At 65.8% G+C, this 26,720-nt stretch carries 27 protein-coding genes and 1 tRNA gene; 13 read left to right on the top strand and 15 right to left on the bottom strand.

Going from position 1 to position 26,720, the window contains the following annotated elements; translation table 11 throughout:
* Window positions 1–228: 228 nt before the first annotated feature.
* Both RTQ83_RS07340 and RTQ83_RS07335 read right to left on the bottom strand, forming a co-directional pair.
* Window positions 229–1,737: a phospholipase D family protein gene (locus RTQ83_RS07340; protein ID WP_312512715.1), complete on the bottom strand. Its 1,509-nt coding sequence runs from the start codon at window positions 1,735–1,737 to the stop codon at window positions 229–231.
* A 27-nt stretch (window positions 1,738–1,764) separates the two neighbouring features.
* Window positions 1,765–2,541 (bottom strand): enoyl-CoA hydratase, encoded by a 777-nt coding sequence (locus RTQ83_RS07335; protein WP_312512713.1) that lies wholly within the window; start codon window positions 2,539–2,541, stop codon window positions 1,765–1,767.
* A 162-nt stretch (window positions 2,542–2,703) separates the two neighbouring features.
* Between RTQ83_RS07335 and RTQ83_RS07330 the strand changes: the two genes are divergently transcribed.
* Window positions 2,704–3,306 (top strand): chromate transporter, encoded by a 603-nt coding sequence (locus tag RTQ83_RS07330; protein ID WP_409456085.1) that lies wholly within the window; start codon window positions 2,704–2,706, stop codon window positions 3,304–3,306.
* On the top strand, window positions 3,303–3,878 hold the full coding sequence (locus tag RTQ83_RS07325; protein ID WP_312512711.1) for a chromate transporter: 576 nt from the start codon (window positions 3,303–3,305) through the stop codon (window positions 3,876–3,878). The genes RTQ83_RS07330 and RTQ83_RS07325 overlap by 4 nt, the downstream gene beginning before the upstream one ends.
* Here the strand turns inward: RTQ83_RS07325 and RTQ83_RS07320 are convergent.
* The 3 genes from RTQ83_RS07320 to RTQ83_RS07310 all read right to left on the bottom strand — a co-directional run bounded on the left by RTQ83_RS07320 (window position 3,875) and on the right by RTQ83_RS07310 (window position 6,468).
* A complete protein-coding gene (locus tag RTQ83_RS07320; RefSeq protein ID WP_312512710.1) occupies window positions 3,875–4,687 on the bottom strand; it encodes a DUF2145 domain-containing protein in 813 nt (270 codons plus the stop codon). The two genes, RTQ83_RS07325 and RTQ83_RS07320, sit on opposite strands and share 4 nt — an antisense overlap.
* A 1-nt stretch (window position 4,688) precedes the next feature.
* Complete coding sequence (locus tag RTQ83_RS07315) at window positions 4,689–5,126, bottom strand: hypothetical protein (protein ID WP_312512709.1); 438 nt, start codon at window positions 5,124–5,126, stop codon at window positions 4,689–4,691.
* 100 nt (window positions 5,127–5,226) lie between these two features.
* Window positions 5,227–6,468 carry a murein transglycosylase A gene (locus RTQ83_RS07310; protein WP_312512708.1) on the bottom strand — a complete coding sequence of 414 codons (1,242 nt, stop codon included), beginning with the start codon at window positions 6,466–6,468 and terminating at the stop codon, window positions 5,227–5,229.
* A gap of 13 nt (window positions 6,469–6,481) precedes the next feature.
* On the opposite strand from RTQ83_RS07310, the gene RTQ83_RS07305 reads away from it, so the two are divergent.
* Window positions 6,482–6,628 carry a hypothetical protein gene (locus tag RTQ83_RS07305; protein ID WP_312512707.1) on the top strand — a complete coding sequence of 49 codons (147 nt, stop codon included), beginning with the start codon at window positions 6,482–6,484 and terminating at the stop codon, window positions 6,626–6,628.
* On the opposite strand, the gene apaG is transcribed toward RTQ83_RS07305, so the two are convergent.
* Complete coding sequence (apaG, locus tag RTQ83_RS07300; protein WP_312512706.1) at window positions 6,629–7,003, bottom strand: Co2+/Mg2+ efflux protein ApaG; 375 nt, start codon at window positions 7,001–7,003, stop codon at window positions 6,629–6,631.
* A 183-nt stretch (window positions 7,004–7,186) separates the two neighbouring features.
* Here apaG and rpe point away from each other — a divergent pair, with 183 nt between their 5' ends.
* From rpe to RTQ83_RS07265, 7 genes are all read left to right on the top strand, one after another.
* A complete protein-coding gene (rpe, locus tag RTQ83_RS07295) occupies window positions 7,187–7,858 on the top strand; it encodes a ribulose-phosphate 3-epimerase (protein WP_312512705.1) in 672 nt (223 codons plus the stop codon).
* Window positions 7,858–8,556: a phosphoglycolate phosphatase gene (locus RTQ83_RS07290; protein ID WP_312512704.1), complete on the top strand. Its 699-nt coding sequence runs from the start codon at window positions 7,858–7,860 to the stop codon at window positions 8,554–8,556. The genes rpe and RTQ83_RS07290 overlap by 1 nt, the downstream gene beginning before the upstream one ends.
* Before the next feature lie 211 nt (window positions 8,557–8,767).
* On the top strand, window positions 8,768–10,270 hold the full coding sequence (trpE, locus tag RTQ83_RS07285; RefSeq protein WP_312512701.1) for an anthranilate synthase component I: 1,503 nt from the start codon (window positions 8,768–8,770) through the stop codon (window positions 10,268–10,270).
* A gap of 1 nt (window position 10,271) precedes the next feature.
* Window positions 10,272–10,835 carry an aminodeoxychorismate/anthranilate synthase component II gene (locus RTQ83_RS07280; RefSeq protein ID WP_312512699.1) on the top strand — a complete coding sequence of 188 codons (564 nt, stop codon included), beginning with the start codon at window positions 10,272–10,274 and terminating at the stop codon, window positions 10,833–10,835.
* Window positions 10,836–10,901: 66 nt separating this feature from the next.
* A complete protein-coding gene (trpD, locus tag RTQ83_RS07275; protein ID WP_312512697.1) occupies window positions 10,902–11,939 on the top strand; it encodes an anthranilate phosphoribosyltransferase in 1,038 nt (345 codons plus the stop codon).
* A gap of 19 nt (window positions 11,940–11,958) precedes the next feature.
* A complete protein-coding gene (trpC, locus tag RTQ83_RS07270) occupies window positions 11,959–12,759 on the top strand; it encodes an indole-3-glycerol phosphate synthase TrpC (protein WP_312512692.1) in 801 nt (266 codons plus the stop codon).
* Between the two features lie 105 nt (window positions 12,760–12,864).
* Window positions 12,865–13,356 (top strand): energy transducer TonB, encoded by a 492-nt coding sequence (locus RTQ83_RS07265; protein ID WP_312512690.1) that lies wholly within the window; start codon window positions 12,865–12,867, stop codon window positions 13,354–13,356.
* 9 nt (window positions 13,357–13,365) lie between these two features.
* Here RTQ83_RS07265 and RTQ83_RS07260 read toward each other — a convergent pair whose 3' ends face one another.
* The 3 genes from RTQ83_RS07260 to RTQ83_RS07250 form a co-directional block, all read right to left on the bottom strand.
* Complete coding sequence (locus RTQ83_RS07260) at window positions 13,366–15,357, bottom strand: TonB-dependent receptor domain-containing protein (protein ID WP_312512688.1); 1,992 nt, start codon at window positions 15,355–15,357, stop codon at window positions 13,366–13,368.
* Between the two features lie 148 nt (window positions 15,358–15,505).
* Window positions 15,506–15,973, bottom strand: coding sequence for a MerC domain-containing protein (locus tag RTQ83_RS07255; protein ID WP_312512686.1), 468 nt, complete (start codon window positions 15,971–15,973; stop codon window positions 15,506–15,508).
* 93 nt (window positions 15,974–16,066) lie between these two features.
* Window positions 16,067–18,199: a TonB-dependent receptor domain-containing protein gene (locus RTQ83_RS07250; protein WP_312512684.1), complete on the bottom strand. Its 2,133-nt coding sequence runs from the start codon at window positions 18,197–18,199 to the stop codon at window positions 16,067–16,069.
* A 169-nt stretch (window positions 18,200–18,368) separates the two neighbouring features.
* Here RTQ83_RS07250 and RTQ83_RS07245 point away from each other — a divergent pair, with 169 nt between their 5' ends.
* Complete coding sequence (locus tag RTQ83_RS07245) at window positions 18,369–18,752, top strand: transcriptional repressor (RefSeq protein ID WP_312512681.1); 384 nt, start codon at window positions 18,369–18,371, stop codon at window positions 18,750–18,752.
* A gap of 158 nt (window positions 18,753–18,910) precedes the next feature.
* On the opposite strand, the gene RTQ83_RS07240 is transcribed toward RTQ83_RS07245, so the two are convergent.
* From RTQ83_RS07240 to RTQ83_RS07220, 5 genes are all read right to left on the bottom strand, one after another.
* Window positions 18,911–20,227 (bottom strand): amidohydrolase, encoded by a 1,317-nt coding sequence (locus RTQ83_RS07240; RefSeq protein ID WP_312512678.1) that lies wholly within the window; start codon window positions 20,225–20,227, stop codon window positions 18,911–18,913.
* Window positions 20,228–20,359: 132 nt separating this feature from the next.
* A complete protein-coding gene (locus RTQ83_RS07235) occupies window positions 20,360–22,180 on the bottom strand; it encodes a PDZ domain-containing protein (RefSeq protein WP_312512675.1) in 1,821 nt (606 codons plus the stop codon).
* Between the two features lie 99 nt (window positions 22,181–22,279).
* Window positions 22,280–22,882 (bottom strand): nucleotidyltransferase family protein, encoded by a 603-nt coding sequence (locus RTQ83_RS07230; protein WP_312512673.1) that lies wholly within the window; start codon window positions 22,880–22,882, stop codon window positions 22,280–22,282.
* A gap of 11 nt (window positions 22,883–22,893) precedes the next feature.
* Window positions 22,894–23,619 carry a DsbC family protein gene (locus RTQ83_RS07225; RefSeq protein ID WP_312512671.1) on the bottom strand — a complete coding sequence of 242 codons (726 nt, stop codon included), beginning with the start codon at window positions 23,617–23,619 and terminating at the stop codon, window positions 22,894–22,896.
* Window positions 23,620–23,674: 55 nt separating this feature from the next.
* The gene (locus RTQ83_RS07220) at window positions 23,675–24,925 is read right to left on the bottom strand and encodes an FAD-dependent monooxygenase (protein ID WP_312512668.1); all 1,251 of its coding nucleotides are present in this window, start codon (window positions 24,923–24,925) and stop codon (window positions 23,675–23,677) included.
* 230 nt (window positions 24,926–25,155) lie between these two features.
* On the opposite strand from RTQ83_RS07220, the gene RTQ83_RS07215 reads away from it, so the two are divergent.
* A tRNA-Phe gene (locus RTQ83_RS07215) sits at window positions 25,156–25,231 on the top strand.
* 53 nt (window positions 25,232–25,284) lie between these two features.
* Window positions 25,285–25,626 carry a zinc ribbon domain-containing protein YjdM gene (locus RTQ83_RS07210; RefSeq protein WP_312512666.1) on the top strand — a complete coding sequence of 114 codons (342 nt, stop codon included), beginning with the start codon at window positions 25,285–25,287 and terminating at the stop codon, window positions 25,624–25,626.
* A gap of 116 nt (window positions 25,627–25,742) precedes the next feature.
* Here the strand turns inward: RTQ83_RS07210 and RTQ83_RS07205 are convergent, their stop codons facing one another.
* Window positions 25,743–26,624 (bottom strand): class I SAM-dependent methyltransferase, encoded by an 882-nt coding sequence (locus tag RTQ83_RS07205; protein ID WP_312512664.1) that lies wholly within the window; start codon window positions 26,622–26,624, stop codon window positions 25,743–25,745.
* Window positions 26,625–26,720 lie beyond the last annotated feature (96 nt).

The raw sequence follows: 26,720 nt of genomic DNA, 5'->3' as shown, positions 1-26,720 counted from the left end.
TGCTGCATCGTTGCGAATCGTTGTGTTCGTCAGCAGCAGAGAAGAGAGATTATGCAGTGTTTCGCGATCTTCGTCAACTCCCTTGTTGCTTCAGCTCAGATTTCTCTGGCAACCTTGCTCCCGTAACCGCTTGATTACGTTAACATTTTTCGGTCACTGCCGAAGCGGAGGCGAACTATAGCGTATTCACTGATGAGTTCGCAAGAGCATCTTATTGCTGTGTTGGCGTTACAACAGCCAGTCGATCGGCAGCCAGGCGAGCCCTCTTACAGCCGCCCTCTTCCACCAGGTCGTTCCCGGCTCGACGTCATGCCGGACCTCTTTGCCTTTCGGCCGCTCGATCCAGTGCAGCTTACCGTTCTCATCGAGTCGCACCTCATAGGCGCGGGTCGGCATCCTGTTATCGAGCGTACTGGTCAGCTGGCCCGCCAGCGCCACGCTGTCGATCACCAGCCCCATCTCAGTATTCAGATGAATCGAACGCTGATCGAAGTTGAACGACCCGACAAAGATGCGATTGCCATCGGCCGCAATGGTCTTGGCATGCAGGCTGGCGTCCGAACTGCCAAACGCGCCCCGCCGCTGCTCGCGGCTCGGCTCATCGGTCCATTCGCGGCGTAGCTCATATAGGCTGACGCCCGCTTCGAGCAAAGGCTTGCGCCATTTGGCATAGCCGGCATGGACCGCCGCGACGTCGGTGGCCTCCAGCGAATTGGTCAGTATCCGAATCCGCACGCCCTGGCGCGCCAGATCGGCGACCGCTTCGGCGCCGTCCTTGCCCGGCACAAAGTACGGCGACACCAGATCCAGGCTGCGTTTCGGCTCACCCAACAGCCCCCTGAGCTTGAGCGCGATATTCGCTTCTTTGGGTGCTTTGCCCACCACCTTGGCCGGATCGTCACTGACCAGTCGCGTATGCGCCCATTCGAATGGCAGCGTCCCGGCAGTCAGCTGCGTCATGAAGGTGGACCGCTTGACCGCATCTAAATAATCAGCAGCCGCCGGATCGGTTTGTCGCGCGGGCGCCGCTTCGGGATGCGGCACCATCGCAGCCATCGGATAGGCCGAGCTGCTATTCCAATAGCGGTCGAAATCGTCCGACACCGCGCGCACCACCGGACCGGCCACGATCACATCGAGGTCGGCAAACGAGATATCGCCCGCCGCGCCGAAATACTCGTTGCCAATATTGCGTCCGCCCACGATCGTCACCTGGTTATCGGCGGTGAACGATTTATTGTGCATGCGCCGGTTCAGTCGCCCGAAGTCGGTCACGAAGCCAAGATAGCGCGCGCTGCGGATCGCAAAGGGATTGAAGAGGCGAATCTCGATCTGCGGATGCGCGTCCAGCTGCGCCAGCACCGCATCCAATCCGGCCGTATTGTTATCGTCCAGCAGCAGGCGCACCCGCACGCCGCGATCGGCCGCCGCCTTCAGGGCATCGAACATCAGCATGCCGGTGGTGTCGTTGCGCCAGATGTAATACTGGACGTCCAGGCTGCGCTCGGCCGCCTGCGCCAGCATCGCGCGCGCGGCAAACGCGTCGCGGCCGTCGCTGAGCGGATGGATGCCGGCCAGGCCCGGATGCGCCATGGTCCCCGCCAGCACCGCCTTGCCCAGCCGGGTGTCGCCGGTATCGCTGAGCGCCGTGCTGGCCGCGCGTGGCGGCAGCACCGGCAGTGCCGAGCAACTGGCGAGCGTGAACCCGGCGGCCAGCATCGCCGCCGGCACCAGCATCCACAGTCTGCGCGACGCAGCCACGGCTTACAGCCCGTCGAATTCCGGTTTGCGCTTCTCGAGGAAGGCGGCCATGCCCTCTTTCTGTGCCGGGGTGCCGAAGCCGGCGTGGAAGTAGCGGCGCTCGTAGCGCACGCCTTCGCTCAGCGGCATCTGGTAGGCCTGGTTGACGCAATCCTTGATCTGCATGGCCACCGACACCGGCATCTCGGCGATGCCCTGGGCTACCTTCAACGCTTCCTCCATCACCTCGGCCGCCGGATAAATACGCGACACCAGCCCGGTGCGCTCGGCTTCAAGCGCATCGATCATGCGCGTGGTGAGCAGCATGTCCATCGCCTTCGACTTGGAAATCGCGCGCGGCAGACGCTGGGTACCGCCGGCGCCCGGGGTCACGCCGACCTTGATCTCGGGCTGGCCGAATTTGGCGTTGTCGGCCGCGATCAGGAAGTCGCACATCATGGCCAGTTCGCAGCCGCCGCCCAGGCAGTAGCCGGACACGACGCCGATCACTGGTTTACGGATGTCCAGGATGTGTTCCCAGTTGCGGCCGATGTAGTCATTGCCGTAGGTTTCGCGGTAATCGTAATTGGCCATGGCCGCGATGTCGGCGCCGGCGGCGAACGCTTTCTCGCTGCCGGTCAGGATGATCACGTTGACGCCCGGATCCTTGTCGAAGCCGCGCAACGCCACGCCCAGCTCGTTCATCATGTTGTCGTTGAGCGCATTCATCGCTTTCGGACGGTTCAGGCGGATCACGGCGACCTTGCCGTGGGTTTCGATCAACAGGTCAGCATATTCCATGAAACACCCTTCAACGGTTAGACGATACTGCCGCGATTGTAGCGCTTTCCGTATGCGTCAAACCGGCCGGACGATTGAGCGGATTCGCGCCTCGGCGCTACCTATGCATACGGGGTCGCGCCAAGGCTCGTTCTCGCGCACGGCTTCGGCCATAATGGTGTCATGAACATGCGCCTCCCCGATTCAAACGAGTTGCAGGAACCAGCCCCTCCCCGTCCCGGCCCGACCTCATTGGCCGACCTGTTCTTCTCGGTCACCATCCTCGCCCTGCAAGGCTTCGGCGGCGTGCTGGCCGTGATCCAGCGCGAGCTGGTCGAGCGCAAGCGTTGGCTCACCAACGAAGAGTTCGTCGAAGACTGGGCGGTCGCGCAAGTCATGCCCGGCCCAAACGCCGTCAACCTTTGCATGATGATCGGCGCGCGCCATTTCGGCCTGGCCGGCGCCCTGACGGCAGTGGCCGGGATGATCACCTTCCCGCTGCTGCTGGTACTGCTGCTCGCTGCCCTGCATGCGCAGTACGCCCATCACCCGGCGGTGGCCGGCGCCCTGCGCGGCATGGCCGCGGTATCGGCCGGCCTGATCGCCGCCACCGCCGCGCGCCTGGCGGTGGCGCTGTTCAAAAGCCCGGTGCCGCTGGCTTGGGGCGTCGCCATCGCGGCGGCGTCGTTCGTGCTGCTGGCCTGGGTGCGGGTTCCGCTGGCGGCGGTGCTGTTCGCGCTGGGCGGACTCGGTTGCGTGCTGGCCTGGCGCGGGTTGCGCTCATGAGCCCGCACCAGATCGTCCTCAGCCTGCAGGACTGGCTGTCGCTGTTCGGCCACTTCCTCGGCCTGTCGCTGATGTCGCTCGGCGGTGCCATGTCGACCAGCGCCGAGATGCACCGCTATCTGGTCGAGCAGCACGGCTGGCTGACCCAGACCCAGTTCAACGAAGCGATCGCCCTGGCCCAGGCCGCGCCCGGCCCCAACGTGCTGTTCGTCGCCCTGATGGGATGGCAGGTGGGACTCAACGCTGGCAGCACCGTGGCCGCCGTGTGCGGCGTGTTCATATGCCTGGTCGGGATCCTGTTCCCATCGACGATCTTCACTTACCAGGTGGCGCAGTGGGGACACCGCAACCGCCAGCTGCGCGGCGTGCGCGCCTTCAAGCAGGGCATGGCGCCGCTGGTGATCGGGATGCTGCTGTCGACCGCCTGGCTGCTCGCCAGCAGCGGCGGCGCGGCTGGACCGAAGCTGTGGCTGCTGTCGATCGCCAGCGCGGTGGTGATCTGGCGTACCCGCATCCATTTATTGTGGCTGCTGGGCGCGGGCGCCGTGCTGGGCGGGTTCGGCCTGGTCTAGCGTAACTGGTTCGGCAGCTCGACCCGCATTTCAGGGCAACCCATCGCCTGGCAGCCATTGGGCAGCGTGCGCAGCCAGGTGACGATCGAATCGACCGTCACGGTCTGGATCCGCCCTTTCCAGCGCAGTTCGGACGGATGATCGTCGAAGCTGACGTTGGCCTTCGATACCCGCGCGCCCAGGCGCGTCAGCGTTCCCAGATCGAGCTCGGTCGGCTGGAAACCATGCGCCTTCAGCCATTCCTGGGCGGTGACGCGGGTATTCGCCTCGTCTTCCGGCGCCAGCGCGAAGGCCAGCATCTCGAGCGCCCAGCCGTTCGAATTCTGGTAGCGGGTGCTGAACGGATAGGCAACCAGGCTGTATTGGGGCTCGTGATAGTCGCGCGCCTTCTTGCCCAGCAGCGCTTTCTTGAGCCGCGTTTGCACCTCCGGCGCCAGCCGCCAGATGCCGGCCTGATACCGGTACGGCGAATCCGAAAAGAAGTTGAGCAGCCCTTCGTCATACAGGCTGGACGTCGCGGTGCCGCAGGTATTGAGCTTGTGGACCACCGACCAGGCACCGGCCGGATGCTCGCGCACGGCGAACGCGATGTGCGAATAGGCCAGGCGGTATCTGGACAGGTCCTGTCCGGCCCTTGCGATCAGCACCACATCGTCGTCGCCCCCTTCGAGCGCGGTGCGGGTGGCGTCCGCGATCTGCATGCTCATCCGGGTCAGTTCGGGCGACGGCGCTCGTCCCTCGCAGGGCGTGCCGGCTGCGGCCGGCTGCGCTGCCAGGACCAGGGCGGCGCAAGCCAGGATGCGGCGCATGTTAACTGCGCGCTTTGGAGTGCACGATGCCAGTGCCGGGATCGGCCAGGATCGCCACCGTGGCCCGGCCCTTGCGCACCGCATAGCCGGTCTTGCCGATGGCGTCGATGTCGAGCTGGTCGCCGACCTGCAATTGCTGGTCCTGGGCGACGCGGCTGTCGATGCTCATGTCCAGTTTTACCTGCTGCTCGTCGCAGTGCAGTTCGAGTTCGGTCTTCGGGCCGCGTGGATGGACTTTGGCCACCTTCCAGCTGCGCGACAGGTTGACCGGGGCCTTGGATGCCTCCGACAGCGCTGCGCCGCTCATATAGCCAATGCTGAACGGCACCGCTACCATCAGCGAACCTACGGCTGCACTTGCTTCGGACAATCTTTGCGCGGACGTCGGCGCCACCATGCCGGCGGCAAGAACCAGGGCGAGAAGAGAACGTGCTTGCATGAGTGCTCCTATGAGTATTCCCGAGTGACTACCAAGAAGAATCAGCGCCACCCTACTCCCGTTTACACACCCACACAATGATCTGTCTGGAGGCTCTTCTCTATTTAGGCAGCAGCACCCACAGCGCGCCCGACTGCTTCATGAGCCCTGCATTTTCCACCGCTTCCGGCCCGAAGCCGAAGAAGAAGTCGGCCCGCACCGCGCCGCGGATCGCGCCGCCCACGTCCTGCCCCATCACCAGGCGCTGCAGCGTGGTGCCATCCTTCGGCATCGTGGTCGAGAGCCAGATCGGCGCGCCCAGCGGCAGGATGCTGCGGTCGATCGCCACCGAGCGGCCCGGTGTCAACGGCACATTCAGCGCGCCGCGCGGCCCCACGTTCGGGTCGCTCACCTTTTCTTCGCGGAAGAAGATATAGCTGGGATTGACGTTGAAGAGCTCCTGGCGGCGCGCCGGATTGGCCGCGATCCAGGACCGGATCGACTGCCCCGACACCTGATTCGACGGCAGGATGCCCTGTTCCACGAACCAGCGTCCGATCGCCTTGTATGGATGGCCGTTCTGGTCGGCATAGCCGACACGCACCGTCTCGCCGCTATCGAGCTGCACGCGGCCCGAGCCCTGCACCTCGAGGAAGAACGCCTCCACCGGATCGTTCACCCACAGCAGCTCCTTGCCGCTCAGCGGCGCGCGGTCGATCTCGGCGCGGCTCTGATACGGGATCACGGTCTTGCCCTGCAGGCGGCCGCGCAGGCGCCGGCCCTTGAGGTCGGGGTAGATGCTGCCCAGGTCGACGGTGATCAGGTCTTCCGGTACCCGGTACAGGGGCGTCTGGTAGGCGCCGCCGCGCTTGCGCGAGCCGTACAGCATGGCTTCGTAGTAGCCGGTGACCAGGCCATTGTCGCTGCCGTCCGGGTTGCGCACCTGGTGCGGCACGAAATACTCTTCGAAGAAGCCGCGCACGGCGCCGGCATCGCTGGCGGCGACCGAGCGCGCCGCCGCGCATGGCGTTTTCCATTCGGCCGCGCGCGAAGCCAGCACGCTGCACGACTGCATGAAGGCCGGCCAGGCCTGGCGCACGTCGTCCTGCTGCCAGCCTGGCAGCGCGCTGAAGGTAGTCGGCGTGAGCGGCGCGACCGGCGCCGGCGGCGTTTCAGGCGCCGGTGGTGGCGATTCGGGCTCTGGCGGCACCGCCACCGGCCCCACCGGCGGCGGCATCCTGACCGGCGGCTGCTGCGGCTTGGCCGGCTCGGGCTGCGGCTGCGGCTGCGGCGTGGTCGTACAAGCGCTCACCAGGCTGACGAGCGCGATCAACGAAGGTACACTGGTCCGGGTTGCGTTCATGGATGAGGCCCTTATGTGGATCTTGATGGTGGAAGCCGGCGTGGCGCTGTTCCTGCTCGTGTTTATCGTCTGGTGGACCATGTTCGCCGGGCGCAAGGACGTCGACGACAAAACCGGCCAATCGCCGCCGCGCAGGGACGACGACCGTCCCGCGTCGTGATCAGTGCAGCGCCTGCGGCGGCGACAGCACGAATTCCGGAATCATGGCTTCGAAGCGGTGGCCATCCTCGGCAACGCAGAAGTATTCGCCGTGCATCGAGCCCTGGGCGGTGGCCAGCTGGGTGCCGCTCGAGTATTCGAACTGCTCGCCCGGCTGCAGCAGCGGCTGGTGACCGACCACGCCCAGGCCGCGCACTTCCTGCGTCTGGTTGTTGGCGTCGACGATCACCCAGTGGCGCGAGATCAGCTGCGCGGGGACGCTGCCCGTGTTCCGGATCGTGATCGTGTAGCTGAACACGAACTGGTTGCGGTCGGGATTGGACTGCTCCGACAGGTATTGCGTCTTGACGGAGACAGAGAAATCGTAGGCAGGCATCGGTTTTCCTCGGATGATCGTGAACAGGGCCCGGCGCGCGGCCAGGCTGGCGCCGTGTGGCGCAAACGACAATCATACCGCCTGCGGCGCCAGACTGGCGCGGATAAAGGGTGCAGCCGGTGAGCGGCAAGCGTCGCGACCGGCGTAAAATAGCGGATTCCTTTTTACGCAAGCCGCCGTCCCATGACCACCTACCGCATCGCCCCCAGCATCCTGTCCGCCGATTTCGCCCGCCTGGGCGAGGAAGTCCGCAATGTCGTCGCCGCCGGCGCCGACATCATCCACTTCGACGTGATGGACAACCACTACGTCCCGAACCTGACCATCGGCCCGCTGGTGTGCCAGGCGATCCGTCCGCACGTGGACGTGCCGATCGACGTGCACCTGATGGTCAAGCCGGTCGACCGCATCATCCCCGACTTCGCCAAGGCCGGCGCCAACATCATCACCTTCCACCCGGAAGCGTCGGACCACATCGACCGCACCCTGCAGCTGATCCGCGACCACGGCTGCAAGGCCGGCCTGGTGTTCAATCCGTCGACCCCGATGCACCACCTGGACCACGTGATGGACAAGATCGACATGATTCTGATCATGTCGGTCAATCCGGGCTTCGGCGGCCAGTCGTTCATCCCGCAAGCGCTGAAGAAGATCGAGATCGCGCGCCGCATGATCGATGAATCGGGCCGCGACATCCTGCTGGAAGTCGATGGCGGCATCAAGGTCGAGAACATCGCCGCCGCCGCCGCCGCCGGCGCCGACACCTTCGTTGCAGGTTCCGCCATCTTCGGCAGGCCTGACTACAAGGGCGTGATCGACGCCATGCGCGCCGAGCTGGCCAAGGTCGGCAAATAATGCGGCCCGGCGCGGCAGCACTTCAAGCGGTCATCATCGACCTCGATGGCACCATGCTCGACACGGTGCCCGACTTCGAGGCGGCCCTGAACGGCATGCGCGCCGACCTGGGCCTGGGTCCGATCGACCAGGCCACCATCAAACCGCTGGTCGGCAAGGGTTCCGAGAAGCTGGTGCGCGACGCCCTGCTGCTGGACTGGGACGCCGCCCGCGTCGATGCGGCCTACGACGACGCCATGGCCGGCTACCAGCGCCACTACCTGGCCATCAACGGCCAGCGCAGCATGCTGTATGACGGCGTGATCGAAGGCCTGCAAGCCATGCGCGCGCTTAGCCTGCGCCTGGCCTGCGTCACCAACAAGCCGGTCGCGTTCACGCTGCCGCTCCTTGAGCAGAAAGGCCTGGCGCCGTATTTCGAGCGCGTGTTCGGCGGCGATTCATTCGCGAAGAAGAAGCCGGACCCGATGCCGATGCTCGGCGCCTGCGCCGCCTTCGACCTGCCGCCGTCACGCGTGGTGGCGATCGGCGACTCGTCCAACGACGCCGAAAGCGCGCGCGCCGCCGGCTGCTTCGTGCTCACGGTCCCGTATGGATACAACCACGGACGCCCTGTACAAGAAATTAAATCCGATGGTATAGTTGGTTCGCTGCTGGAAGCGGCACGCCTGATCGGCGCGCACAACGCTTCGGCAAACTAAACTTACACCAAGTTATCTATACATGTTTTTCACCAAAAAACACACTGTCAACCAAGCCGGCGCCCTCGAGGCCTGGCTGTGGCGACGCTGGCAATCCTGGGCTGAATAACCCGTCCCGATTGCTGCCGGCGCTCGCATCCGCGATATGGCTCCGGCAGGTTTTTTGAAGCACACCACCGCCTTCCCCCTTTTTGGCGGCACGGAGAAAAGCATGACCGAACTCGAATTCAAGTCGCTGGCCAACCAGGGCTACAACCGCATCCCGCTGATCGCGGAAGCCTTCGCCGATCTCGAAACCCCGCTCACGCTGTACCTCAAGCTGGCCCAGTCCCAGCACACCGGCAAGAACACCTTCCTGCTGGAGTCGGTGGTCGGCGGCGAGCGTTTCGGACGCTACTCGTTCATCGGCCTGCCGGCGCATACGCTGGTGCGCACCAGTGGCAACCGCACCGAAGTGGTCAAGCACGGCGAAGTGATCGAAACCCACGAGGGCAATCCGCTCGACTTCATCGAACAGTTCCAGGCGCGCTTCAAGGTCGCCCTGCGCCCGGGCATGCCGCGCTTCTGCGGCGGCCTGGCCGGCTACTTCGGCTACGACACCGTGCGTCACATCGAGCGCAAGCTGGCCGACAGCGCCCCGCGCGATGAACTCGGCCTGCCCGACATCCAGCTGATGGTGACCGAAGAACTGGCGGTGATCGACAACCTGTCCGGCAAGCTGTACCTGATCGTGTACGCCGACCCGGCGCAGCCGGAAGCCTATTCGCGCGGCCGCCAGCGTCTGAAAGACCTGCGCATGATGCTGCGCCGGAGCGTCGACGCGCCGGTGACATCGAGCTCGGTGCGTACCGAAGCGGTGCGCGACTTCAGCAAGGAAGACTACCTGAAGGCGGTGGCGAAAGCGCACGAATACGTGATGGCCGGCGACCTGATGCAGGTGCAGATCGGCCAGCGCATTCGCAAGCCGTACGTCGATTCGCCGCTGTCGCTGTATCGCTCGCTGCGTTCGCTGAACCCGTCGCCGTACATGTACTACTACAACTTCGGCGACATGCAGATCGTCGGCTCCTCGCCCGAGATTTTGGTGCGCAACGAAACGCTGCCGCAGCCGGAAGGCGGGCGCAAGGTCACGCTGCGCCCGATCGCCGGCACCCGCCCGCGCGGTGCGACGCCGGAACGCGACGCCGAACTGGCCGAAGAACTGCTGGCCGACCCGAAAGAGATCGCCGAGCACGTGATGCTGATCGACCTGGCGCGCAACGACATCGGCCGCATCGCCGATACCGGCAGCGTCAAGGTCACCGACCGCATGGTCATCGAAAAATACTCGCACGTGCAGCACATCGTCTCCAACGTCGAGGGCAAGCTCAAGGAAGGCATGTCGAACCTGGACGTGCTGCGCGCCACCTTCCCGGCCGGCACCCTGACCGGTGCGCCGAAGGTGCGCGCGATGGAAGTCATCGACGAACTCGAGCCCGTGAAGCGCGGCATCTACGGCGGTGCCTGCGGCTACCTGTCGTTCGGTGGCGAGATGGATGTGGCGATCGCGATCCGCACCGGCGTGATCAAGGACGGCAACCTGTACGTGCAGGCCGCGGCCGGCATCGTGGCCGATTCGATCCCCGAGATGGAATGGCAGGAAACCGAAAACAAGGCGCGCGCCGTGCTGCGCGCGGCCGAGCAAGTGCAAGACGGCCTGGATGGAGAGTTCTGACATGCTGCTGATGATCGACAACTACGACTCCTTCACCTACAACATCGTGCAGTACTTCGGCGAGCTGGGTGAAGAAGTGCGCACCGTGCGCAACGACGAAATCACGCTGGAGCAAATTGCGGCCATCAACCCGGACCGCATCTGCATCTCGCCGGGACCGAAGGCGCCGAAGGACGCCGGCATCTCGCTCGACATCCTGCGCGAATTCAAGGGCAAGCTGCCGATCCTGGGCGTATGCCTGGGCCATCAGGCGATCGGCGAAGCGTTCGGCGGCAACGTGATCCGCGCCAAGCAGGTCATGCACGGCAAGACCTCGACCATCGCGCATACCGGTGAAGGCGTGTTCAAGGACCTGCCGTCGCCATTCACCGTGATCCGTTATCACTCGCTGGCGATCGAGCGCGCTTCGCTGCCGGCCTGCCTCGAAGTGACGGCGTGGACCGACGACGGCGAGATCATGGGCGTGCGGCACAAGGAATACGACATCGAAGGGGTGCAGTTCCACCCCGAGTCGATCCTGTCCGAACACGGCCACGCGCTGTTCAAGAATTTCCTCACGCGCTGATGCGCCCCTGCACGCGCCACCACGGTGGCGCAGTGCCGAACCACGTCCAGACGAAACGGAACCATCATGCCGATCACCCCACAAGAAGCCCTGCTGCGCTGCATCGAACACCGCGAGATCTTCCACGACGAGATGCTGTCACTGTTCCGCAGCATCATGTCGGGCGAGATGTCGCCGACCATGGTCGCGGCCCTGACCATGGGCCTGCGCGTGAAGAAGGAAACCATCGGCGAGATCACCGCCGCCGCCCAGGTCATGCGCGAATTCTCGACCAAGGTGCCGATGGCCGACACCACCAACCTGCTCGACATCGTCGGCACCGGCGGCGACGGCGCCAACACCTTCAACATCTCGAGCGCCTCGATGTTCGTAGCTGCTGCCGCCGGCGCGCGCGTGGCCAAGCACGGCGGGCGCAGCGTCTCGTCCTCGTCCGGCAGCGCCGACGTGATCGAGTCGCTCGGCGCCCACATCGACCTGAAACCCGAGCAGATCGCGCAGTCGATCGCGCAGACCGGGATCGGCTTCATGTTCGCCCCCAATCACCACGCGGCGATGAAGCACGTGGCGCCGGTGCGCAAGGAACTGGGCGTGCGCAGCATCTTCAACATCCTGGGCCCACTGACCAATCCGGCCGGTGCCCCCAATATCCTGATGGGCGTGTTCCACCCCGACCTGGTCGGCATCCAGGTGCGCGTGCTGCAGCGCCTCGGCGCCCAGCATGCGCTGGTGGTCTGGGGCCGCGACAATATGGACGAAGTCTCGCTCGGCGCCGGTACCCTGGTTGGTGAACTGGTCAATGGCGAGATCCGCGAATACGAAATCCATCCGGAAGACTTCGGCCTGTCGATGATCTCGAGCCGCAACCTGAAGGTCGCCAACTGCGCCGAATCCAAGACCCGAGTGCTGGAAGCGCTGCGCGGCGAGCCGGGCCCGGCGCACGACATCGTGGCCCTGAACGCCGGCACCGCGCTGTACGCGGCCGGCGTGGCCGCCTCGATCGAGAACGGCCTGGCGCGTGCACGCGCGGCGATCGCTTCCGGCGCGGCGATCGCCAAGCTGGAGCAGTTCGTGCAGGTCACGCGCCAGCTGGGCGCTGCCAACTGAACCATTATCGAGAGCGAACATGTCCGACATCCTGAACAAGATCCTGGCCGTGAAGGCCGATGAAGTGGCCGCCGCGCGCAAGCATCGCGACCTGCACAGCCTGCGCCGCGACGTCGAAAGCGATACCGAAGCACGGCGCGCCATCCGCGGCTTCGAAGCCGGCCTGCGCGCGAAAATCGCGGCCGGCCACGCCGGCGTGATCGCCGAAGTGAAAAAAGCGTCGCCATCGAAAGGCGTGTTGCGGCCCGACTTCCAGCCGGCCGCGATCGCCGCCAGCTACGCCGAACATGGCGCGGCCTGCCTGTCGGTGCTGACCGACGTCCAGTTCTTCCAGGGTGCGACCGAATACCTGGTGCAGGCGCGCGCCGCCTGCGCGCTGCCGGTGCTGCGCAAGGACTTCATGGTCGACCTGTACCAGGTGTACGAGGCGCGCGCGATGGGGGCGGACGCGATCCTCCTGATCGTCGCCGCGCTCGACCATGGCCTGATGGCCGACCTCGAAGCCTGCGCGCGCGAGCTCGGTATGGACGTGCTGGTCGAGGTGCACGACGGCGAAGAACTCGATGCGGCGCTCAAGCTGCAGACGCGCCTGGTCGGCATCAACAACCGCAACCTGCGCACCTTCGACGTCACGCTCGACACCACGCTCGGCCTGCTCGACCGGATTCCGCAAGACCGTCTGGTGGTGACCGAGTCCGGCATCCTGGCGCCAAGCGACGTGGCGCGCATGCGCGCGGCCGACGTGCACGCCTTCCTGGTCGGCGAAGCCTTCATGCGCGCCGACAATCCGGGCCAGGAATTGCAACGCCTGTTCGCGTAAGCGCAAGACGCCGGCGTTTGGCGCGCCGGCCGCCGGAACTCGGCATGCACGGACCAGTCGAACGGTAGCGCTACTTTTGGCGCTGCCCCGATGGTCGTGCATCCCATGAAGACATTCAACCGCAGTACTTTCCTGCTTCTCTACGCGCTGGCTGTGTTCACGGCGCTGTCCGGATGCGGCAGCACGCCGCCCGCGCCGGCACCGGTGGCGACCGCGATCAGTGTGACGGCCGATCCGCTGCCGACATCGGCCGCTCCCGCATCGCGCACGCTCGACGCCTACAAGGCGGATGTGGCGCGCCACATCATGCACCGCAACCCCGAACGCATCTTCGACGGCCGCCTGCCGCCGATGCTGCCGGCGATCGTGGTGCTCAACATCACCGTCGACGAGCAGGGCCGGCTGACCGATGTCCAGGTGCAGCGCTCGCGCGACCCGAGCGCGTCCGAAGTGGCGCTTGCGTCGCTGCGTCGCAGCGGAACGCTGCCGCGCCCGGATGGCTTGACGCTGCGCGGCGCGGCGATGACGTTTTCCGAGACCTTCCTGTTCGGCGAACAGTACCGGTTCCAGCTCAGGTCGCTGGCCGGGGCGCAGTGACGCGCAGCGTCAGAACAGCACGCGCAGGCCAGCCGTGAAATTGCGGCCGGTGAGCGGCGCCACGTCCTTGATGAACGAGGTGTGGCTGAAGGCCAGGCGGTCGGTAGCGTTGTTCAGGCGTGCGTAGAACTGGGCCGGGAGGTTGCCGATGCGGGTGGCGTAATGGGTGCCGAGATTGAGCATGGTGTAGCCGGGCGTGACGGTCTCGAAGTCGGCCAGCTTGTCCTGCTTGCCGACGCGGACCAGTTCCACCGAACCGTTCCAGGCCGCCCACTCGCCTTCCAGCCGCACGCCGATGCGGTGCGCGGGCGTGCGCGGGATGTCACGACTGCCCTCGCCTTCGTCGAAGCGGGCGCGCACGTAGTCGCCGAACACGGTCGCGTTCAGGGCCGGCGACAGGTTGCGGGTGATCTCGCCTTCCAGCCCGGTGAAGGTGGCATCGCGCTGGGCGTAGTTGATCAGCTGCAGGCCCTCGAAGGTGCCGCGCGATTGCGAATAGATGTAGTCGTTGATGCGGTTGTGGAAGGCGCTGAGCGAGAATGTGGTGCGCCCGGCCAGCTTGCGCAGCGTGAGGTCGAGGTTGTTCGAGGTCTCGCGCGCCAGCGCCGGATTGCCGACCTCGAAGGTGTTGGTGGCCAGGTGCGGGCCGTCCGCAAACAGTTCTTCGGCGGTCGGCAGGCGGTGCGTGTGCGACAGCGAGGCGCCGAGCGAGTATTCCGGCGCCAGCTTCCACACCGCGCCGACCGACACCGAGGTGCCGTGGGTCGAGGAATCCGGCTTGTCGACTACCTCGGCCTCGACGTCCTGCCACTCGTGACGCAGCGCCGCCTCGAAGCGCCAGTCGCGCAGCTTGTATTCCTCGGTGACGAACACGGCGTGCTTGGTGGTGAGCGTCGGCGGCACATACGCTTCGGCGCCGATGGCCGAGAAATCGCGGCGCGTGGTCTGCACGCCGAACAGGCCGTGCCAGCCGGCCAGCGGACGGTGCACGAATTCCAGGCGGCCGTCGTGGGCACGGCTCTTGAAGGTGGTGGCGACCGCGCTGCCCTCGACCTCGTCGTGGATGTAGTCGGTGAACGAGGCGCGCAGGCGCACGCGCTCGATGCCTGCCGCCGGGGCGCGGTATTCGCCGCGCAGGTCCCAGCGCTCGCTGTCCAGATTCACCACCGGCACCTCGATCTGGCCGAGTTCGTTTTCAAAGCCGTGGCCCGGAATGCCGTATTCGCTGCGCTCCTTGGTGTACGCCGCGCCGAGGTAGCCGTCCTGGCCGACCCACGAGGCGCCAACGCTGGCGGTCTCGGTTTCCTTGTAGCTGCCCGGCACGCGTCGGCCATACTGCCAGTCCTTGCCGACGCGGTAATCGTCCGAATCGCGCTTGACGCCTTCCACATGCACCGCCACGTTGCCGCTGCCGCCCGTCACCTCGAAGGCGCCGGTGCGCTCTTTCAGCGCCGTGTTGCCGCGCACCTCGGCGCTGCCTTCGATGCCGTTGGCGGGGATCGCGGTCGGCACCTTGCGGTCGATGATGTTCACCACCCCGCCCACCGCGCCGCCACCGTAGGCCAGCGCCGACGGGCCGCGCAGCACTTCGACGCGTTCTGCCAGCACGGGTTCGAACGCGACGGCGTGGTCGGGGCTGATGGTGGAGGCGTCCTGGATCTCGGCGCCGTCGGACAGGATCTTCACGCGCGGACCGTCCATGCCGCGGATGATCGGGCGGCTGGCGCCGGCGCCGAAGTGGGTCGAACTGATACCCGGCAGCTTGGCCAGAGTTTCACCCAGGGTCGATTCGCGCGTGCGCACCAGTTCGGCGCCGCCGAGCGAGGTCACCGGCGTGATCATGTCGTCGCCCGCCACGCCCAGGCCGCTGGCCGAGACCACCACGGTGGCGACGTTGGATGGCATCCCTCCCGCTGTAGTCTGGGCCAGGACAGTCGCAGGCGCGAAGGCCAGCATCAGGGCAACGGTCAAAGGCGTGCGGCGGCAGGTAAAGTCGGTCATGCAGGATCCTTGTAAGCGCCGCGACGACAAGATCGCAGGCCGCTGTGTGCGGACCGTGCACGGCCGCCGTGACAGAACGTCAATTAATAAAAGCTAATGATAAGTTTATATCGTTAGCTTTTCAAACCAATCGTGCAGGCGTAGACGTCTAACCGCGGCAGCCGGCGGCGCTGACGCCCTTGCTGCCCTTGGTATCGGTTTGCTCGGCCGCCTTGACGCAGCGGTTGCAATGACGCCGGTTGCGGAAGTGCGCGCCCAGCAGCAGCACACCGCTGCTCACGGCCGCCACCGCTTCGGCGGTTTCGCCGTACAGCGGGCTGACGATGAATACCGCCGACAGGAAGCTGCCCAGGCCCAGCACGCCCAGCACCAGCACCGTGCGGTCGCGATGGCGCAGGTAGCCGGGCAGCAGCGCCAGCAGCACCGGCAGGCTGATCGCCGCCAGCATCATGTTGTGGAAAGCATCATGCTCGTGCGCCAGTCCCAGCATCGGGAAGGCGATCATCAACAGCGGCGTGGCCAGGCAATGCACCATGCACAGGGCCGATGCCGCGATGCCGGCGTAGTCGCCGAAGCGGATCCAGCCGAATCGGCGTCCTTCTTTGCTATCCCTCATGGTTCGAATCCTTTGTCAAAAACGACGCCGACGCATGGCATGCACCATGCGCCGGCGTCGGTTACGGCAAGCGTGCGCGTGATTGCGCTGCGCTTAGAAGATGACGCGCACCCCTGCGGTCAGGTTGCGGCCGGTCAGCGGCGCCGCGTTCTTGATGAACGAGGTGTGGCTGTAGGCCAGTTCGTCGGTCAGGTTGTTCAGGCGCGCATAGAACTGGGTCGGCACGCCGCCGATGCGGGTCGAGTAGTGGGTGCCGACGTTCAGCATGTTGTAGCCGGCGGTCTCGGTTTCGTAGTCGGCCACCTTGTCCTGCTTGCCGACGCGGTACAGCTCCACCATGCCGTGCCACCCGTTCCACTCGCCATCGAGCTTGACGCCGATGCGGTGCGCCGGAATGCGCGGCAGGTTGCGGTTGCCCTCACCCGCGGCGTTGTCCAGACGGGCGCGCACGTAGTCGCCGAACAGGGTCGCGCTCAGGTTCGACGACAGCTTCTGACGCAGCTCGCCTTCGAGGCCGGTGAAGGTGGCGTCGCGCTGGGCATATTCCACCAGCTGGAAGCCTTCGTGGTTGTCCAGCGTGCGGGCATAGATGTAGTTGTCGACCTTGTTGTGGAAGGCGCTCAGCGAGAAAGTGGTGTCGCCCGCGAACTTGCGGAAGGTGACATCGACGTTGTTCGACGTTTCCTTGTCCAGGTTCTGGTTGCCGATCTCGTAGGTGCTGGTGGCCAGGTGCGCGCCGTCGGCGTATAGCTCTTCGGCGGTCGGCAGGCGGTGGCTGCGTGACAGTGAAGCGCGCAGCGAATATTCCGGCGCCAGCTTCCATACCGCGCCGACCGAGGCCGAGGTGCCGCGCGCGTCGGTGTCACGCAGGTCCGCAGCCTCGACTTCGATGTCCTGCCACTCGTGGCGCAGGCCGGCCTCGAAACGCCAGTCGCCCATCTTGTATTCCTCGGTCAGGAAGGCGGCGTGCTTCTTGGTCAGGGTCGGCGGCACGTAGGCTTCCTCGCCCACGGCTTCGAAGTCGCGGCGCGTGGTCTGCAGGCCGAACACGCCGTGCCAGCCGGCGACCGGCGCGTGCACGAACTCCAGGCGCGCATCGTGGCCCTTGTTGCGGAACGAGGTCGAGACCACGTTCTCTTCCAGCTCGTCATGGACGTAGTCGGTGAACGAGGCGCGCAGGCGCATGCGCTCGATGCCGGCCACCGGGTTGCGATATTCGCCACGGATGTCCCAGCGCTCGCTGTCCAGTTTCACGACCGGCACTTCTTCATGTTCGTGGTCGTGTTCGTGTTCGTGGTCGTGATCCTCTTCGCCATGGTCGTGACCTTCGTGACCCTCTTCCTCTTCCTCATGGCCGCCGCAGTGCAGGTGGTCGCCGTGCGGGTGGCAGTCGTGGAACAGGTGGCTGTGGCCCGGGATGCCGTATTCGGTGCGCTCCTTGGTGAACGAGGCGCCGAGGTAGCCGTTCTGGCCGATCCAGGACAGGCCGACGGTGCCGGTCTCGGTTTCCTTGTAGCTGCCCTTCACATGGCGGCCTTCGGCCCAGTCCTTGCCGACGCGGTAGTCGTCGGCGTCGCGCTTGACGCCTTCCAGGTGCAGCGCCACGTTGCTGCCGGCGGCGGTGGTGAATTCGAAGGCGCCGGTCTTTTCGCGCGCCGCCGAGTTGGCGCGTACTTCGGCGCTGCCCTCGAGGCCCTTCTCCGGCATCGCAGTCGGGATCTTGCGGTCGATGATGTTCACGACGCCGCCGATCGCGCCGCCGCCATAGGCCAGCGCCGACGGGCCGCGCAGCACTTCGATGCGTTCGGCCAGGACCGGCTCAAAAGCGACGGCGTGGTCCGGGCTGATGGTGGACGCGTCCTGGATTTCGGCGCCGTCCGACAGGATCTTCACGCGCGGGCCATCCATGCCGCGGATCACCGGGCGGCTGGCGCCGGCACCGAAGTGGCTCGAGGTGATGCCGGGCTGGTTGGCCAGGGTCTCGCCCAGGGTCGATTCACGGGCGCGCACCAGTTCACCGCCGCCGAGCGAAGTCACCGGGGTGATCATGTCGTCGTGCACCACGCCCAGGGCGCTGGCCGACACCACCACGGTCGGCACGCTGTCCGGATCCGACGCCGCGCGGCTGGAGGTGGTCTGGGTCTGGGCGTGGACGCTCAATGGAGCGCCGAAGGCCAGCATCAACGCCAGGGTCAGCGGCGTGCGCTTGCAGGTGAAGTCAGACATGGTATTCCTCGAAGATGGATGAACGTGTGGTGCCGCGGCGGCACGCGACCGGACAATATGCGATGATAGTGATAAGCCACTATCGATAATGTCTAATGATAGTCCATTATCATTAACGATTCAACTGCAAATTGGCCGAGATGAGGTGCTTTCGGGTATTCTTCAGGCTATGCAACGTAATACACGCCAAAAATCCGCCATCCTGCATGCGATCGAGCATGCACGCCGTCCATTATCCCCGCAAGAGATCCTGCAGGACGCCAGCCAGCAGGTAAGCCAGCTGGGCATGGCGACGGTGTACCGCAACCTGAAATCGCTGGTGGACGATGGCGCGCTGAAGATCGTCACCCTGCCGGGCGAAGGCGCGCGTTATGAATCGACCAGCGCGGCCGAGCATCATCATCACCACTTCCAGTGCACCAGCTGCCAGCGGGTGTTCGACGTGCATGCATGTCCGGGGGATATCGAGCACATGGCGCCGAAGGGGTTCAGCGTCGAGAGTCATGAGCTGACGCTGTATGGGCGCTGTGCGGATTGCCTGAAGGCCGGCTGATCACGATTACCTGAACGCCGGCTGATTACGTAGGGTTGGCGGCTTTGCCGCCGACGCGGCGGCCGACGCTCCGGTGGTAGTTAGCAGCGAGATCATCCGGCACGATATCGGCGCCGTTAACAATCGACGCGTCGGCGGCGTAGCCGCCAACCCTACGGTTATTTACCGAGTACGTTTAATACGGCGAGCGTCATCGCCTTGGCACTGGTCTTGATCGACGGCTCCGGCACCGGCGCATAGAACGGCGAGTGATTGAACGCGATCGGCTTGCCGCCTTCGCGCTCGGCCGCGGCGACATCCTTCGGATCGTACACGCCGGTAAAGAAGAACATCGACGGCACGCCCTCGTTCGCATACAACGAAAAGTCTTCGCTGGCCGTCATCGCCGGCATGCGCACCGCCTTGTCGGCGCCGAAGGCTTCCTTGAACACCACCTCGGTCTTGTTCACCAGTTCGGTGCTGTTGACGATCGCCTGGCCGCCGCCGCCGATCACCATGTCGGGCTTCGGGGCGCCGGCCATCGCGGCCGACCCTTCCGCTATTCGGCGCACGCCCTCGAGCAGCCTGGCGCGCACTTGCGGGCTGTACGAGCGGATGGTGCCGCGCACCTGCACGCTGTCGGGAATGATGTTGCCGACCGTGCCGCCCTGGATCGCGCCCACGGTCACCACGCCGAATTCCTTCGGATCCTTCTCGCGGCTGACCACCGTCTGCACGTCCACCACGAAGCGCGCCGCGATCGCGATCGGGTCGACGGTTTTATCAGGCGCCGAGCCGTGACCGCCGCGGCCCTTGAAGGTGATTTCGAGCGAATCCGAATTCGACGACACCGGGCCGTCGTTGAAGCCCACCGTGCCGTATGCCAGCGGCCACGAATGCAGGGCGAAGGCGTAGTCCGGTTTCGGGAAGCGCTTGAACAGGCCGTCGTCCAGCATCGCCCTGGCGCCGGCGACGATCTCCTCGGCCGGCTGGCCGATGAACACCAGGGTGCCCTTCCAATGCGACTTGAGTTCGACCAGCGTGCGCGCGGCGCCCAGCCAGCTCGACATGTGGATGTCGTGGCCGCAGCTGTGGGTCACGAAGGTGTCGCGCCCTTCACTCGTGGCGCGGGCGCGGCTGGCGTACGGCAGGCCGGTCTTTTCTTCCATCGGCAGACCGTCCATGTCGGTGCGCACCAGGACCGTCGGGCCGGCGCCGTTCTTCAGCACCGCGACGATCCCTGTCTTGCCGACCTTCTCGGTCACCGTGAAGCCGAGTTTGCGCATCTCGGCCGCCAGCTTGCCGGCGGTGCGGGTTTCCTGGAAGGCGATCTCGGGATGGGCGTGCAGGTCTTTGTAGATGCCGTCGAGCCAGGGGTACATGGCGTCGACACGGGTCGAGACCTCGTTCTTGAGCGGGGCGGCCTGCTGGGCCAGGGCGGAGGTGGAAGCGAATGCGAACAGTGCTGCGGCGGCGATGCGGGTGAGCTTCAACATGGGCCTCTTGTCGTTGTGGTCAGGGTGTCACAACGATAGCATGCCGATGGGTGGTGCGGACGGTGGTTGGACGCGTTGGCGGCTACGCCGCCGACGCGTTCAACGCACGCATGATCGACCGCGCCGCCGAATTTACACCGCGCTTGGCCGCTTGATCGTCACCGACTTGCGCCCCGCCACCGCCGGCGACAGGGTAATCGCCGGCACCCGGTCACCCTGCAGCGTCACATCGAACGCCATCAATTCATCGCGCCGGAACGCGTGCACGGTCACCGTGTCGCCCACGCGATAGCGCGCCAGCAGCGTATCGACATTCGACGGATTGCCATTCACGCGCAGACCGTCGATCGCGATGATCACGTCGTGCGCCGACAGGCCGGCCACGTGCGCCGCCCCGCCTTCATGCACCTGGGTCAGCTTGGCGCCGAGCGCGTCGCGGCCGATGCCCGCATCGAGCGACGGCTTGCCGCTTTTGCGTTCCTCGGCCAGCTTGACGCCCAGCGGCGCGAACAGCTTGGCCAGCGGCAGGTCGTCGGTGCCGCGCACCCAGCGTTCGAACAGCGACTTGAGTTTCAGGCCGCTGACTTCATCGAACAGCGCCTCGACTTCGGCATCGGTCACGCCGCGGCCCGCGCCGTTGTAGAAGTCGCGCCCATAACGCGTCCACAGCGCCAGCATCACGTCATCGAGCGACTTTGCGCCGCCGGTCTTGGCGCGGATGGTCAGGTCGAACGCCAGCGCGATCAGCGAACCCTTGGTGTAGTAGCTGATGATCGCGTTGGGCGAGTTCTCGTCCTGACGGTAGTACTTGCTCCAGGCGTCGAAGCTGGAATCGGACACGCTCTGCTTCAGGCGCCCGCTGCCGCGCAGCACGCCGCCGACGGTCTTGGCCAGCAGCTTGAAGTAGGTCGCTTCGCCGATGATCCCGGCGCGCACGAGCATCAGGTCGTCGTAGTAGCTGGTGAAGCCTTCAAATAGCCACAGCAGCGGGGTGTAGTTCTCGGTCTGCAGATCATATGGCGCGAACACCGCCGGCTTGATGCGCTTGACGTTCCAGGTGTGGAAGTACTCGTGGCTGCACAGGCCCAGGAAACGCAGGTAGCCTTCGCCCGGCTCGGCGCCGCGCGGGGTGGCGGTGCTGGGCAGGTCGGCGCGCGCGCAGATCAGGGCGGTCGAGGCGCGGTGTTCCAGGCCGCCGTAGCCGTCGCCCACCGCCATCGTCATGAACACGTAGCGCTCGAGCGGTGCGCGTTTGGTCTGCGGTTCGAAGAACGCGATCTGGGTTTCGCAGATCGCCTTCAGGTCGGCCTGCAGGCGCGCCATGTCCAGGTTCGGCACGCGGCCGGTGATCACGATGTCGTGCTCGATGCCGTGCGCGGTGAAGCTGGCCAGCGCGAAGTCGCCCATCTCGACCGGATGGTCGATCAGTTCGTCGTAGTTGGCGGCGGCGTACAGGCCGAAGCCGTAGCGCTTGGCACCGGCTTCCGGCATCGCCGTGGCCACGCGCCAGGCCTTGGCTGCAGGATCGGCCGGGCGCTGGATGTCGACGCCATGCAGCACGTCTTCCTGGCCCACCACGCGCAGGAACACGCTGGTGCCGTTGAAGAAGCCGTGGGTCTGGTCGAGGTGGGCAGCGCGCACCGACAGGTCCCAGGCGTACACCTCGTAGTGCAGCGTCAGCGGACCGGCGCACGGCGCGGCGCGCCAGGAGTGCTTGTCCAGCTTGGTCAGTTGCACGGTGCCGTCAGCGGCTTCGGCGCGGATGCGCACGATGTTGCGTGCGAACTCACGGATCATGTAGCTGCCCGGGATCCAGGCCGGCAGTGCGAACTCCTGGCCGTCGGAGTCGGGGCTGGCCACCGTGACGGTGACGTTGAACAGGTGACCGGCCAGGTCCTTGGGAACGATGGTGTAGCGGATTGCGGGCTGCTTTTTCTGCGATGGCTTTTTCATGATGTGCTGGTGTCTTCTCGGGACGCGCCGAATTGCCCTTAGTGTAAACGGATTCCCTCGCGCACAGCAAAACGGGCCGGCCGCAGGGCGCGCAGGCGGTCAGGTCGGCAAGTCCGCGGGCGCATCGATGTCGCGCAGGATGCCGGGATCCTGGACCTCGATCGCGGTCACGGGATGGCTGGTCAGCAGGCGCCGCGCGCCCTGGTCGCCGCCCAGCGCCAGCAGTGCGTCGCGATGGACTGCGCCGAACGCCACCGGATTGCCGCGCCGGCCTTCGAACAATGGCGCGGCGATGCCGGCGCCCTGCTCTACGGCGGCGGCCAGCAGGCGCAGCGTCGATGGTTCGACGAAGGGCATGTCGCCCAGCGCCACCAGCCAGCCTTGCGGCGCTGGGTGATCAGAATGAAGGGAATATGCAACCGCATGCGCCAGCGACAGTCCCATGCCGGCATCGGCGTCAGGACAGATCGTGACCTCGCAGCCGAGCCCCCGCAGCGCTTCGGCCACGCCGCCATCAGCGGGTGGCACCACCGCCACCACGCGCTCGCACGCCGCCAGCAGCAGGCGGGCACTGGCGACCACCACCGGGTCGCCGCCGGGCAGCGGCTGGAGCAGCTTGTTGCGTAAGCCCTGCGGATCGAAGCGCCGTCCGCGGCCGGCCGCGAGCAGGATCCCGGTGATCGGAAGCGCGGCGCCGCTCACGTCAAATGCGCTTACTTCGCTTCGAGCGAAGACAGCTTGGCTTCGAGCGACTTGAGGTCGACCGCGCCCGGCACGCGCGAGCCGTCCGTGAAGAAGATCGCCGGGGTGCCGGTGATGTTCAGCTTGTGGCCCAGTTCCACGATCTTGTCGTTCGGGGATTCGCAGGACGCAGGAGCCGCAGGTGGCACCTTCCCGTTGATCATCCAGTCGTCCCAGGCCTTGTTGCGGTTCGGCGCGCACCACACGTTCTTCGACTTCACGAACGAATCCTCCGACAGGATGTTGTACATGAAGGTGTAGATGGTGACGTTGTCGATTTCCTTGAGCGTGGTCTGGCGCAGGCGCTTGCAGTAGCCGCAGTTCGGATCCTCGAACACCGCGATCACGCGCTTGCCGTTGCCCTTGACCTGCTTGAGCGCGAGATCGAGCGGCAGGTCGCTGAACTTGATCTTGTTGATGTCGTCCAGGCGTTCGCGCGTCAGGTTGCGCGAGCTTTTCACGTCGTACACCTGGCCGATGACCAGGTACTCGCCCTTCTTGTCGGTGTACAGGATGTCGCCCGCGACCCGCACTTCGTACAGCCCGCCGTACGGCGTTTCCTTGACCGACTCGATCTTGGCGCCGCCCAGGCGTGGCTCGAGCGCCTTCTTGATGTTTGCTTCGACCGTGTTCTGCGCATCGACGCAGGACGCGAGCAGCGCCGTCGCCAGCAAGACGGCGAGCTTCAGTTTGACCATGCTTGAAAAATCCTCAGTAGGGCTGCCCGGTCCAGTCAGACCGGGGCGGCTCGATTCAGGCCTTGCCCATCGCGTGCGCCATCAGGCGCCGCTTCAGGGCCGGCATTTTATCGAGCAAGTTTAATCCGAAATTGCGCACCACGCGCAGCGGTTCCAGGTTGGCGCCGAACAGGCGCTCCAGTCCATCGGTGGCCAGCTGCATCATGAGCACGTCTTCCTTGCGCTTGCGCGCATAGCGCGCCAGCACCCGTTCGTCGCCGATCGCGCGGCGCTGTTCGCGCTCGCGCACGACTTGCAGCAAATCGACCACATCGCCGAAGCCGAGATTCATGCCGTGGCCGGCCAGCGGGTGCACCGCGTGGGCGGCGTCGCCCACCAGCGCCACGTGCGGCGCCACGATGGCGTGCGGCTTGACCAGCGCCAGCGGCACCGCGGCCACCGCTTCCGGCTGCAGCGGACGCAGGGTGCCGAGCTTGTCGTCGGCGAATTCACCGAGGCGGATCGCCAGCTCGCCCAGCGACTCGTCCATCAGAGTATCGGCCAGGGTCTCGGGCGCCGACCACACCAGCGATACCCGGTTACCCGGCAGCGGCAGCAGCGCCACGATGCCTTCGTTGCAGGTGAACCACTGGTAAGCCACGCCATGGTGCGGCTTGTCGCAGGCGAAGTTGGTGACGATGGCGCGCTGGTGGTACTGGCGGTAGTCGACGCCGATGTCGCACTGCCCGCGCACCCACGATTCGCGGCCGTCGGCGCCGACCAGCAGTTCGCATTCCAGGCGCCGGCCGTCTTCCAGGCGCACGCTGGCGCCGGTTGCGCCGCTTGCGCCGTTTGCACCAGCGTCGCTGCAGTTCAGTTCGCAGGCGATGCCGGTAACCTGGTGCACGTTGTGGGCGAACTTGAGCGCCGCGTCCAGCGCCTGGTTCAAATTCGAATCCTCGACGATCCAGGCCAGGGTGCCGACCCGGGCGCCGAAGGCGTCGAAGCCGAGCTTGCCGCCTTGCTCACCGTCGCCATTGACATCCATCGCGTCCACTGCGGCCACCCGCGCCAGGTCGAGCGCGCCCCATACCTTGAGCGAAGCCAGCAGGTCGTGCGCCGTATGGTTGAGCGCGTACACGCGCACGTCCCACGGCCGCTCGGCCGCCGACGCCGTCGCGCTGTCCTGCGGCTTGCGCGCGGGCGGCGCCAGCAGCGTGACGCTGTGGCCGGCCTGGGCGAAGCCGAGCGCGGCAGTCTTGGCGATGGCGCCATTGCCGACGATGCAGACGTCGGTCCGGATGGTGGTGGTCGAGGGCGTGGTCATGGGGGCATTATAGCGATATGCCAATGTTGCGCTGCCTAATCCCGAGCGCCTTGGTCTGCCAATCGCAGAGGCACGTGAAACTGCCAGGCAGACCCGGGACACCGGCGCGCTGCATGCCGACGAGCGGGCCGGATCATGCCCGACATCCGGTGCATTGCCGGCCCGGTCCGAGAAAACGATCACGAGCACTTGCGCAACTGAAAATCGCTGGCTATAATCATGCCTCTCTTGGCCTGGTAGCTCAGTTGGTAGAGCAGAGGATTGAAAATCCTTGTGTCGGTGGTTCGATTCCGCCCCGGGCCACCAAGATTCACGAAAACGCCACCTCCGGGTGGCGTTTTTGCATTCCAAGGTGCCCCATGCAAACTCTTCCTCCCTGCCCTCAATGCCAATCGGCCTATACCTATGAAGACGGTGCCGGCCAGTATGTGTGCCCGGAATGCGCGCACGAGTGGCCGGCGCAGGCTGCCGCCGCGGCCGATACCGTGCGGGTCTACAAGGATGCGTCCGGCAATATCCTGCAGGACGGCGATACCGTCACCGTGATCAAGGACCTCAAGCCGAAGGGTTCGGGCGGCGTGATCAAGCAGGGCACCAAGGTCAAGAACATCCGCCTGGTCGATGCCGACCATGATATCGACTGCAAGATCGACGGCTTCGGCGCGATGAGCCTGAAGACCGAGTTCGTGCGCAAGGCGTAATCACAAGGCGTAACTGCAACGTGCGACGCCAAAAGTGCAATAAGAAAAAGTAATACCGACGCCGGCGCAATGCCGGCGTCATCGAGGCGCGCTCGCGGCCGCCACTGCCGTCACGCTCAATGCAGCGTCCCGGCCTCTTCCCTGGTCAGTACCACCTCCAGATACTCGCCCGGCGCCACCAGCGACCCCGATCCTGCCGTATTGAACTGCTCCACCAGGCCCAGCAAGTCGGCCGCGAGCGCGTCGCCCGCCCCGGGGTCGAGGGCGGCAAAGGCCCGGTTCAGCGGCCCGTAGTAATCCCGAAACACCTGCAGCCAGTGCGCGCTCGACGCATAGCGGAACTTGAACATCTTGCGCTCGATGCGGGCATGCGCCATGTCCGCCCCGAACAGCTGCCGCAGGTGATCCTCGACACCCCACAGTACCGGCGGCGCCAGCCCCGGCGGCGGCGCCATGTGGCGGCTGACGACCCGGAACAGCTGGCCGATCAGGCCATCGGGCGTCCAGTTCGCCATGCCGATGCGCCCGCCGGGCCGCACCACGCGCCGCATCTCGGCCGCGGCGCGCGCATGGTCGGGCGCGAACATGATGCCGAAGGTGGACAGCGCCAGGTCGAAGCTGGCGTCGGCGAAGGGCAGCGCCTCGGCATCGGCTTCGCGGAAGTCGACCGCCAGGCCTTCGGCGGCGGCGCGCGCCCGTCCTTTCTCGAGCAGTGCTGGCACGTAGTCGGTCGAGACCACCTTGGCGAAGCGGCGCGCCGCGGCCAGGGTGGCGTTGCCGTTGCCGGCGGCGATGTCGAGCACGCGTTCGCCGGCACGTACGTCGGCCGCCTCGGCCAGGGATTCGCCGACGATCTGCAAGGTGACGCCGACGACGGCGAAGTCGCCGCTGGCCCAGGTGGCCTGCTGGCGCGCCTTGATCGCGGCCAGGTCGGGGCCGGGCGTGGAAGCGTCGCGCCCCGGCTGCGGCGCGGATGTTGGTTGGACTGGCTGGCTCATGATGCATCTCCTCATAACGAAGGCGGCAGGCCCTGCACGGAATGCCGCCTCGAAGTCATTAGAAATATGACCTCCCGTCGCCCACTTCATTCGGCA

This window comes from Massilia sp., from assembly GCF_031995545.1.
Lineage (GTDB): Bacteria > Pseudomonadota > Gammaproteobacteria > Burkholderiales > Burkholderiaceae_D > Telluria.
Note: the sequence above shows the minus strand (reverse complement) of the source record. Positions and strands in the feature narration are given on the sequence as shown.

What these genes read in the sequence shown, in the direction of transcription:
- RTQ83_RS07340 (WP_312512715.1), bottom strand. Translation starts at nt 1,737, where the DNA reads ATGCTGGTGCCGGCGGCGATGCTGGCCGCCGGGTTCACGCTCGCCAGT.
- RTQ83_RS07335 (WP_312512713.1), bottom strand. Translation starts at nt 2,541, where the DNA reads ATGGAATATGCTGACCTGTTGATCGAAACCCACGGCAAGGTCGCCGTG.
- RTQ83_RS07330 (WP_409456085.1), top strand. Translation starts at nt 2,704, where the DNA reads ATGAACATGCGCCTCCCCGATTCAAACGAGTTGCAGGAACCAGCCCCT.
- RTQ83_RS07325 (WP_312512711.1), top strand. Translation starts at nt 3,303, where the DNA reads ATGAGCCCGCACCAGATCGTCCTCAGCCTGCAGGACTGGCTGTCGCTG.
- RTQ83_RS07320 (WP_312512710.1), bottom strand. Translation starts at nt 4,687, where the DNA reads ATGCGCCGCATCCTGGCTTGCGCCGCCCTGGTCCTGGCAGCGCAGCCG.
- RTQ83_RS07315 (WP_312512709.1), bottom strand. Translation starts at nt 5,126, where the DNA reads ATGCAAGCACGTTCTCTTCTCGCCCTGGTTCTTGCCGCCGGCATGGTG.
- RTQ83_RS07310 (WP_312512708.1), bottom strand. Translation starts at nt 6,468, where the DNA reads ATGAACGCAACCCGGACCAGTGTACCTTCGTTGATCGCGCTCGTCAGC.
- RTQ83_RS07305 (WP_312512707.1), top strand. Translation starts at nt 6,482, where the DNA reads ATGTGGATCTTGATGGTGGAAGCCGGCGTGGCGCTGTTCCTGCTCGTG.
- apaG (WP_312512706.1), bottom strand. Translation starts at nt 7,003, where the DNA reads ATGCCTGCCTACGATTTCTCTGTCTCCGTCAAGACGCAATACCTGTCG.
- rpe (WP_312512705.1), top strand. Translation starts at nt 7,187, where the DNA reads ATGACCACCTACCGCATCGCCCCCAGCATCCTGTCCGCCGATTTCGCC.
- RTQ83_RS07290 (WP_312512704.1), top strand. Translation starts at nt 7,858, where the DNA reads ATGCGGCCCGGCGCGGCAGCACTTCAAGCGGTCATCATCGACCTCGAT.
- trpE (WP_312512701.1), top strand. Translation starts at nt 8,768, where the DNA reads ATGACCGAACTCGAATTCAAGTCGCTGGCCAACCAGGGCTACAACCGC.
- RTQ83_RS07280 (WP_312512699.1), top strand. Translation starts at nt 10,272, where the DNA reads ATGCTGCTGATGATCGACAACTACGACTCCTTCACCTACAACATCGTG.
- trpD (WP_312512697.1), top strand. Translation starts at nt 10,902, where the DNA reads ATGCCGATCACCCCACAAGAAGCCCTGCTGCGCTGCATCGAACACCGC.
- trpC (WP_312512692.1), top strand. Translation starts at nt 11,959, where the DNA reads ATGTCCGACATCCTGAACAAGATCCTGGCCGTGAAGGCCGATGAAGTG.
- RTQ83_RS07265 (WP_312512690.1), top strand. Translation starts at nt 12,865, where the DNA reads ATGAAGACATTCAACCGCAGTACTTTCCTGCTTCTCTACGCGCTGGCT.
- RTQ83_RS07260 (WP_312512688.1), bottom strand. Translation starts at nt 15,357, where the DNA reads ATGACCGACTTTACCTGCCGCCGCACGCCTTTGACCGTTGCCCTGATG.
- RTQ83_RS07255 (WP_312512686.1), bottom strand. Translation starts at nt 15,973, where the DNA reads ATGAGGGATAGCAAAGAAGGACGCCGATTCGGCTGGATCCGCTTCGGC.
- RTQ83_RS07250 (WP_312512684.1), bottom strand. Translation starts at nt 18,199, where the DNA reads ATGTCTGACTTCACCTGCAAGCGCACGCCGCTGACCCTGGCGTTGATG.
- RTQ83_RS07245 (WP_312512681.1), top strand. Translation starts at nt 18,369, where the DNA reads ATGCAACGTAATACACGCCAAAAATCCGCCATCCTGCATGCGATCGAG.
- RTQ83_RS07240 (WP_312512678.1), bottom strand. Translation starts at nt 20,227, where the DNA reads ATGTTGAAGCTCACCCGCATCGCCGCCGCAGCACTGTTCGCATTCGCT.
- RTQ83_RS07235 (WP_312512675.1), bottom strand. Translation starts at nt 22,180, where the DNA reads ATGAAAAAGCCATCGCAGAAAAAGCAGCCCGCAATCCGCTACACCATC.
- RTQ83_RS07225 (WP_312512671.1), bottom strand. Translation starts at nt 23,619, where the DNA reads ATGGTCAAACTGAAGCTCGCCGTCTTGCTGGCGACGGCGCTGCTCGCG.
- RTQ83_RS07220 (WP_312512668.1), bottom strand. Translation starts at nt 24,925, where the DNA reads ATGACCACGCCCTCGACCACCACCATCCGGACCGACGTCTGCATCGTC.
- RTQ83_RS07210 (WP_312512666.1), top strand. Translation starts at nt 25,285, where the DNA reads ATGCAAACTCTTCCTCCCTGCCCTCAATGCCAATCGGCCTATACCTAT.
- RTQ83_RS07205 (WP_312512664.1), bottom strand. Translation starts at nt 26,624, where the DNA reads ATGAGCCAGCCAGTCCAACCAACATCCGCGCCGCAGCCGGGGCGCGAC.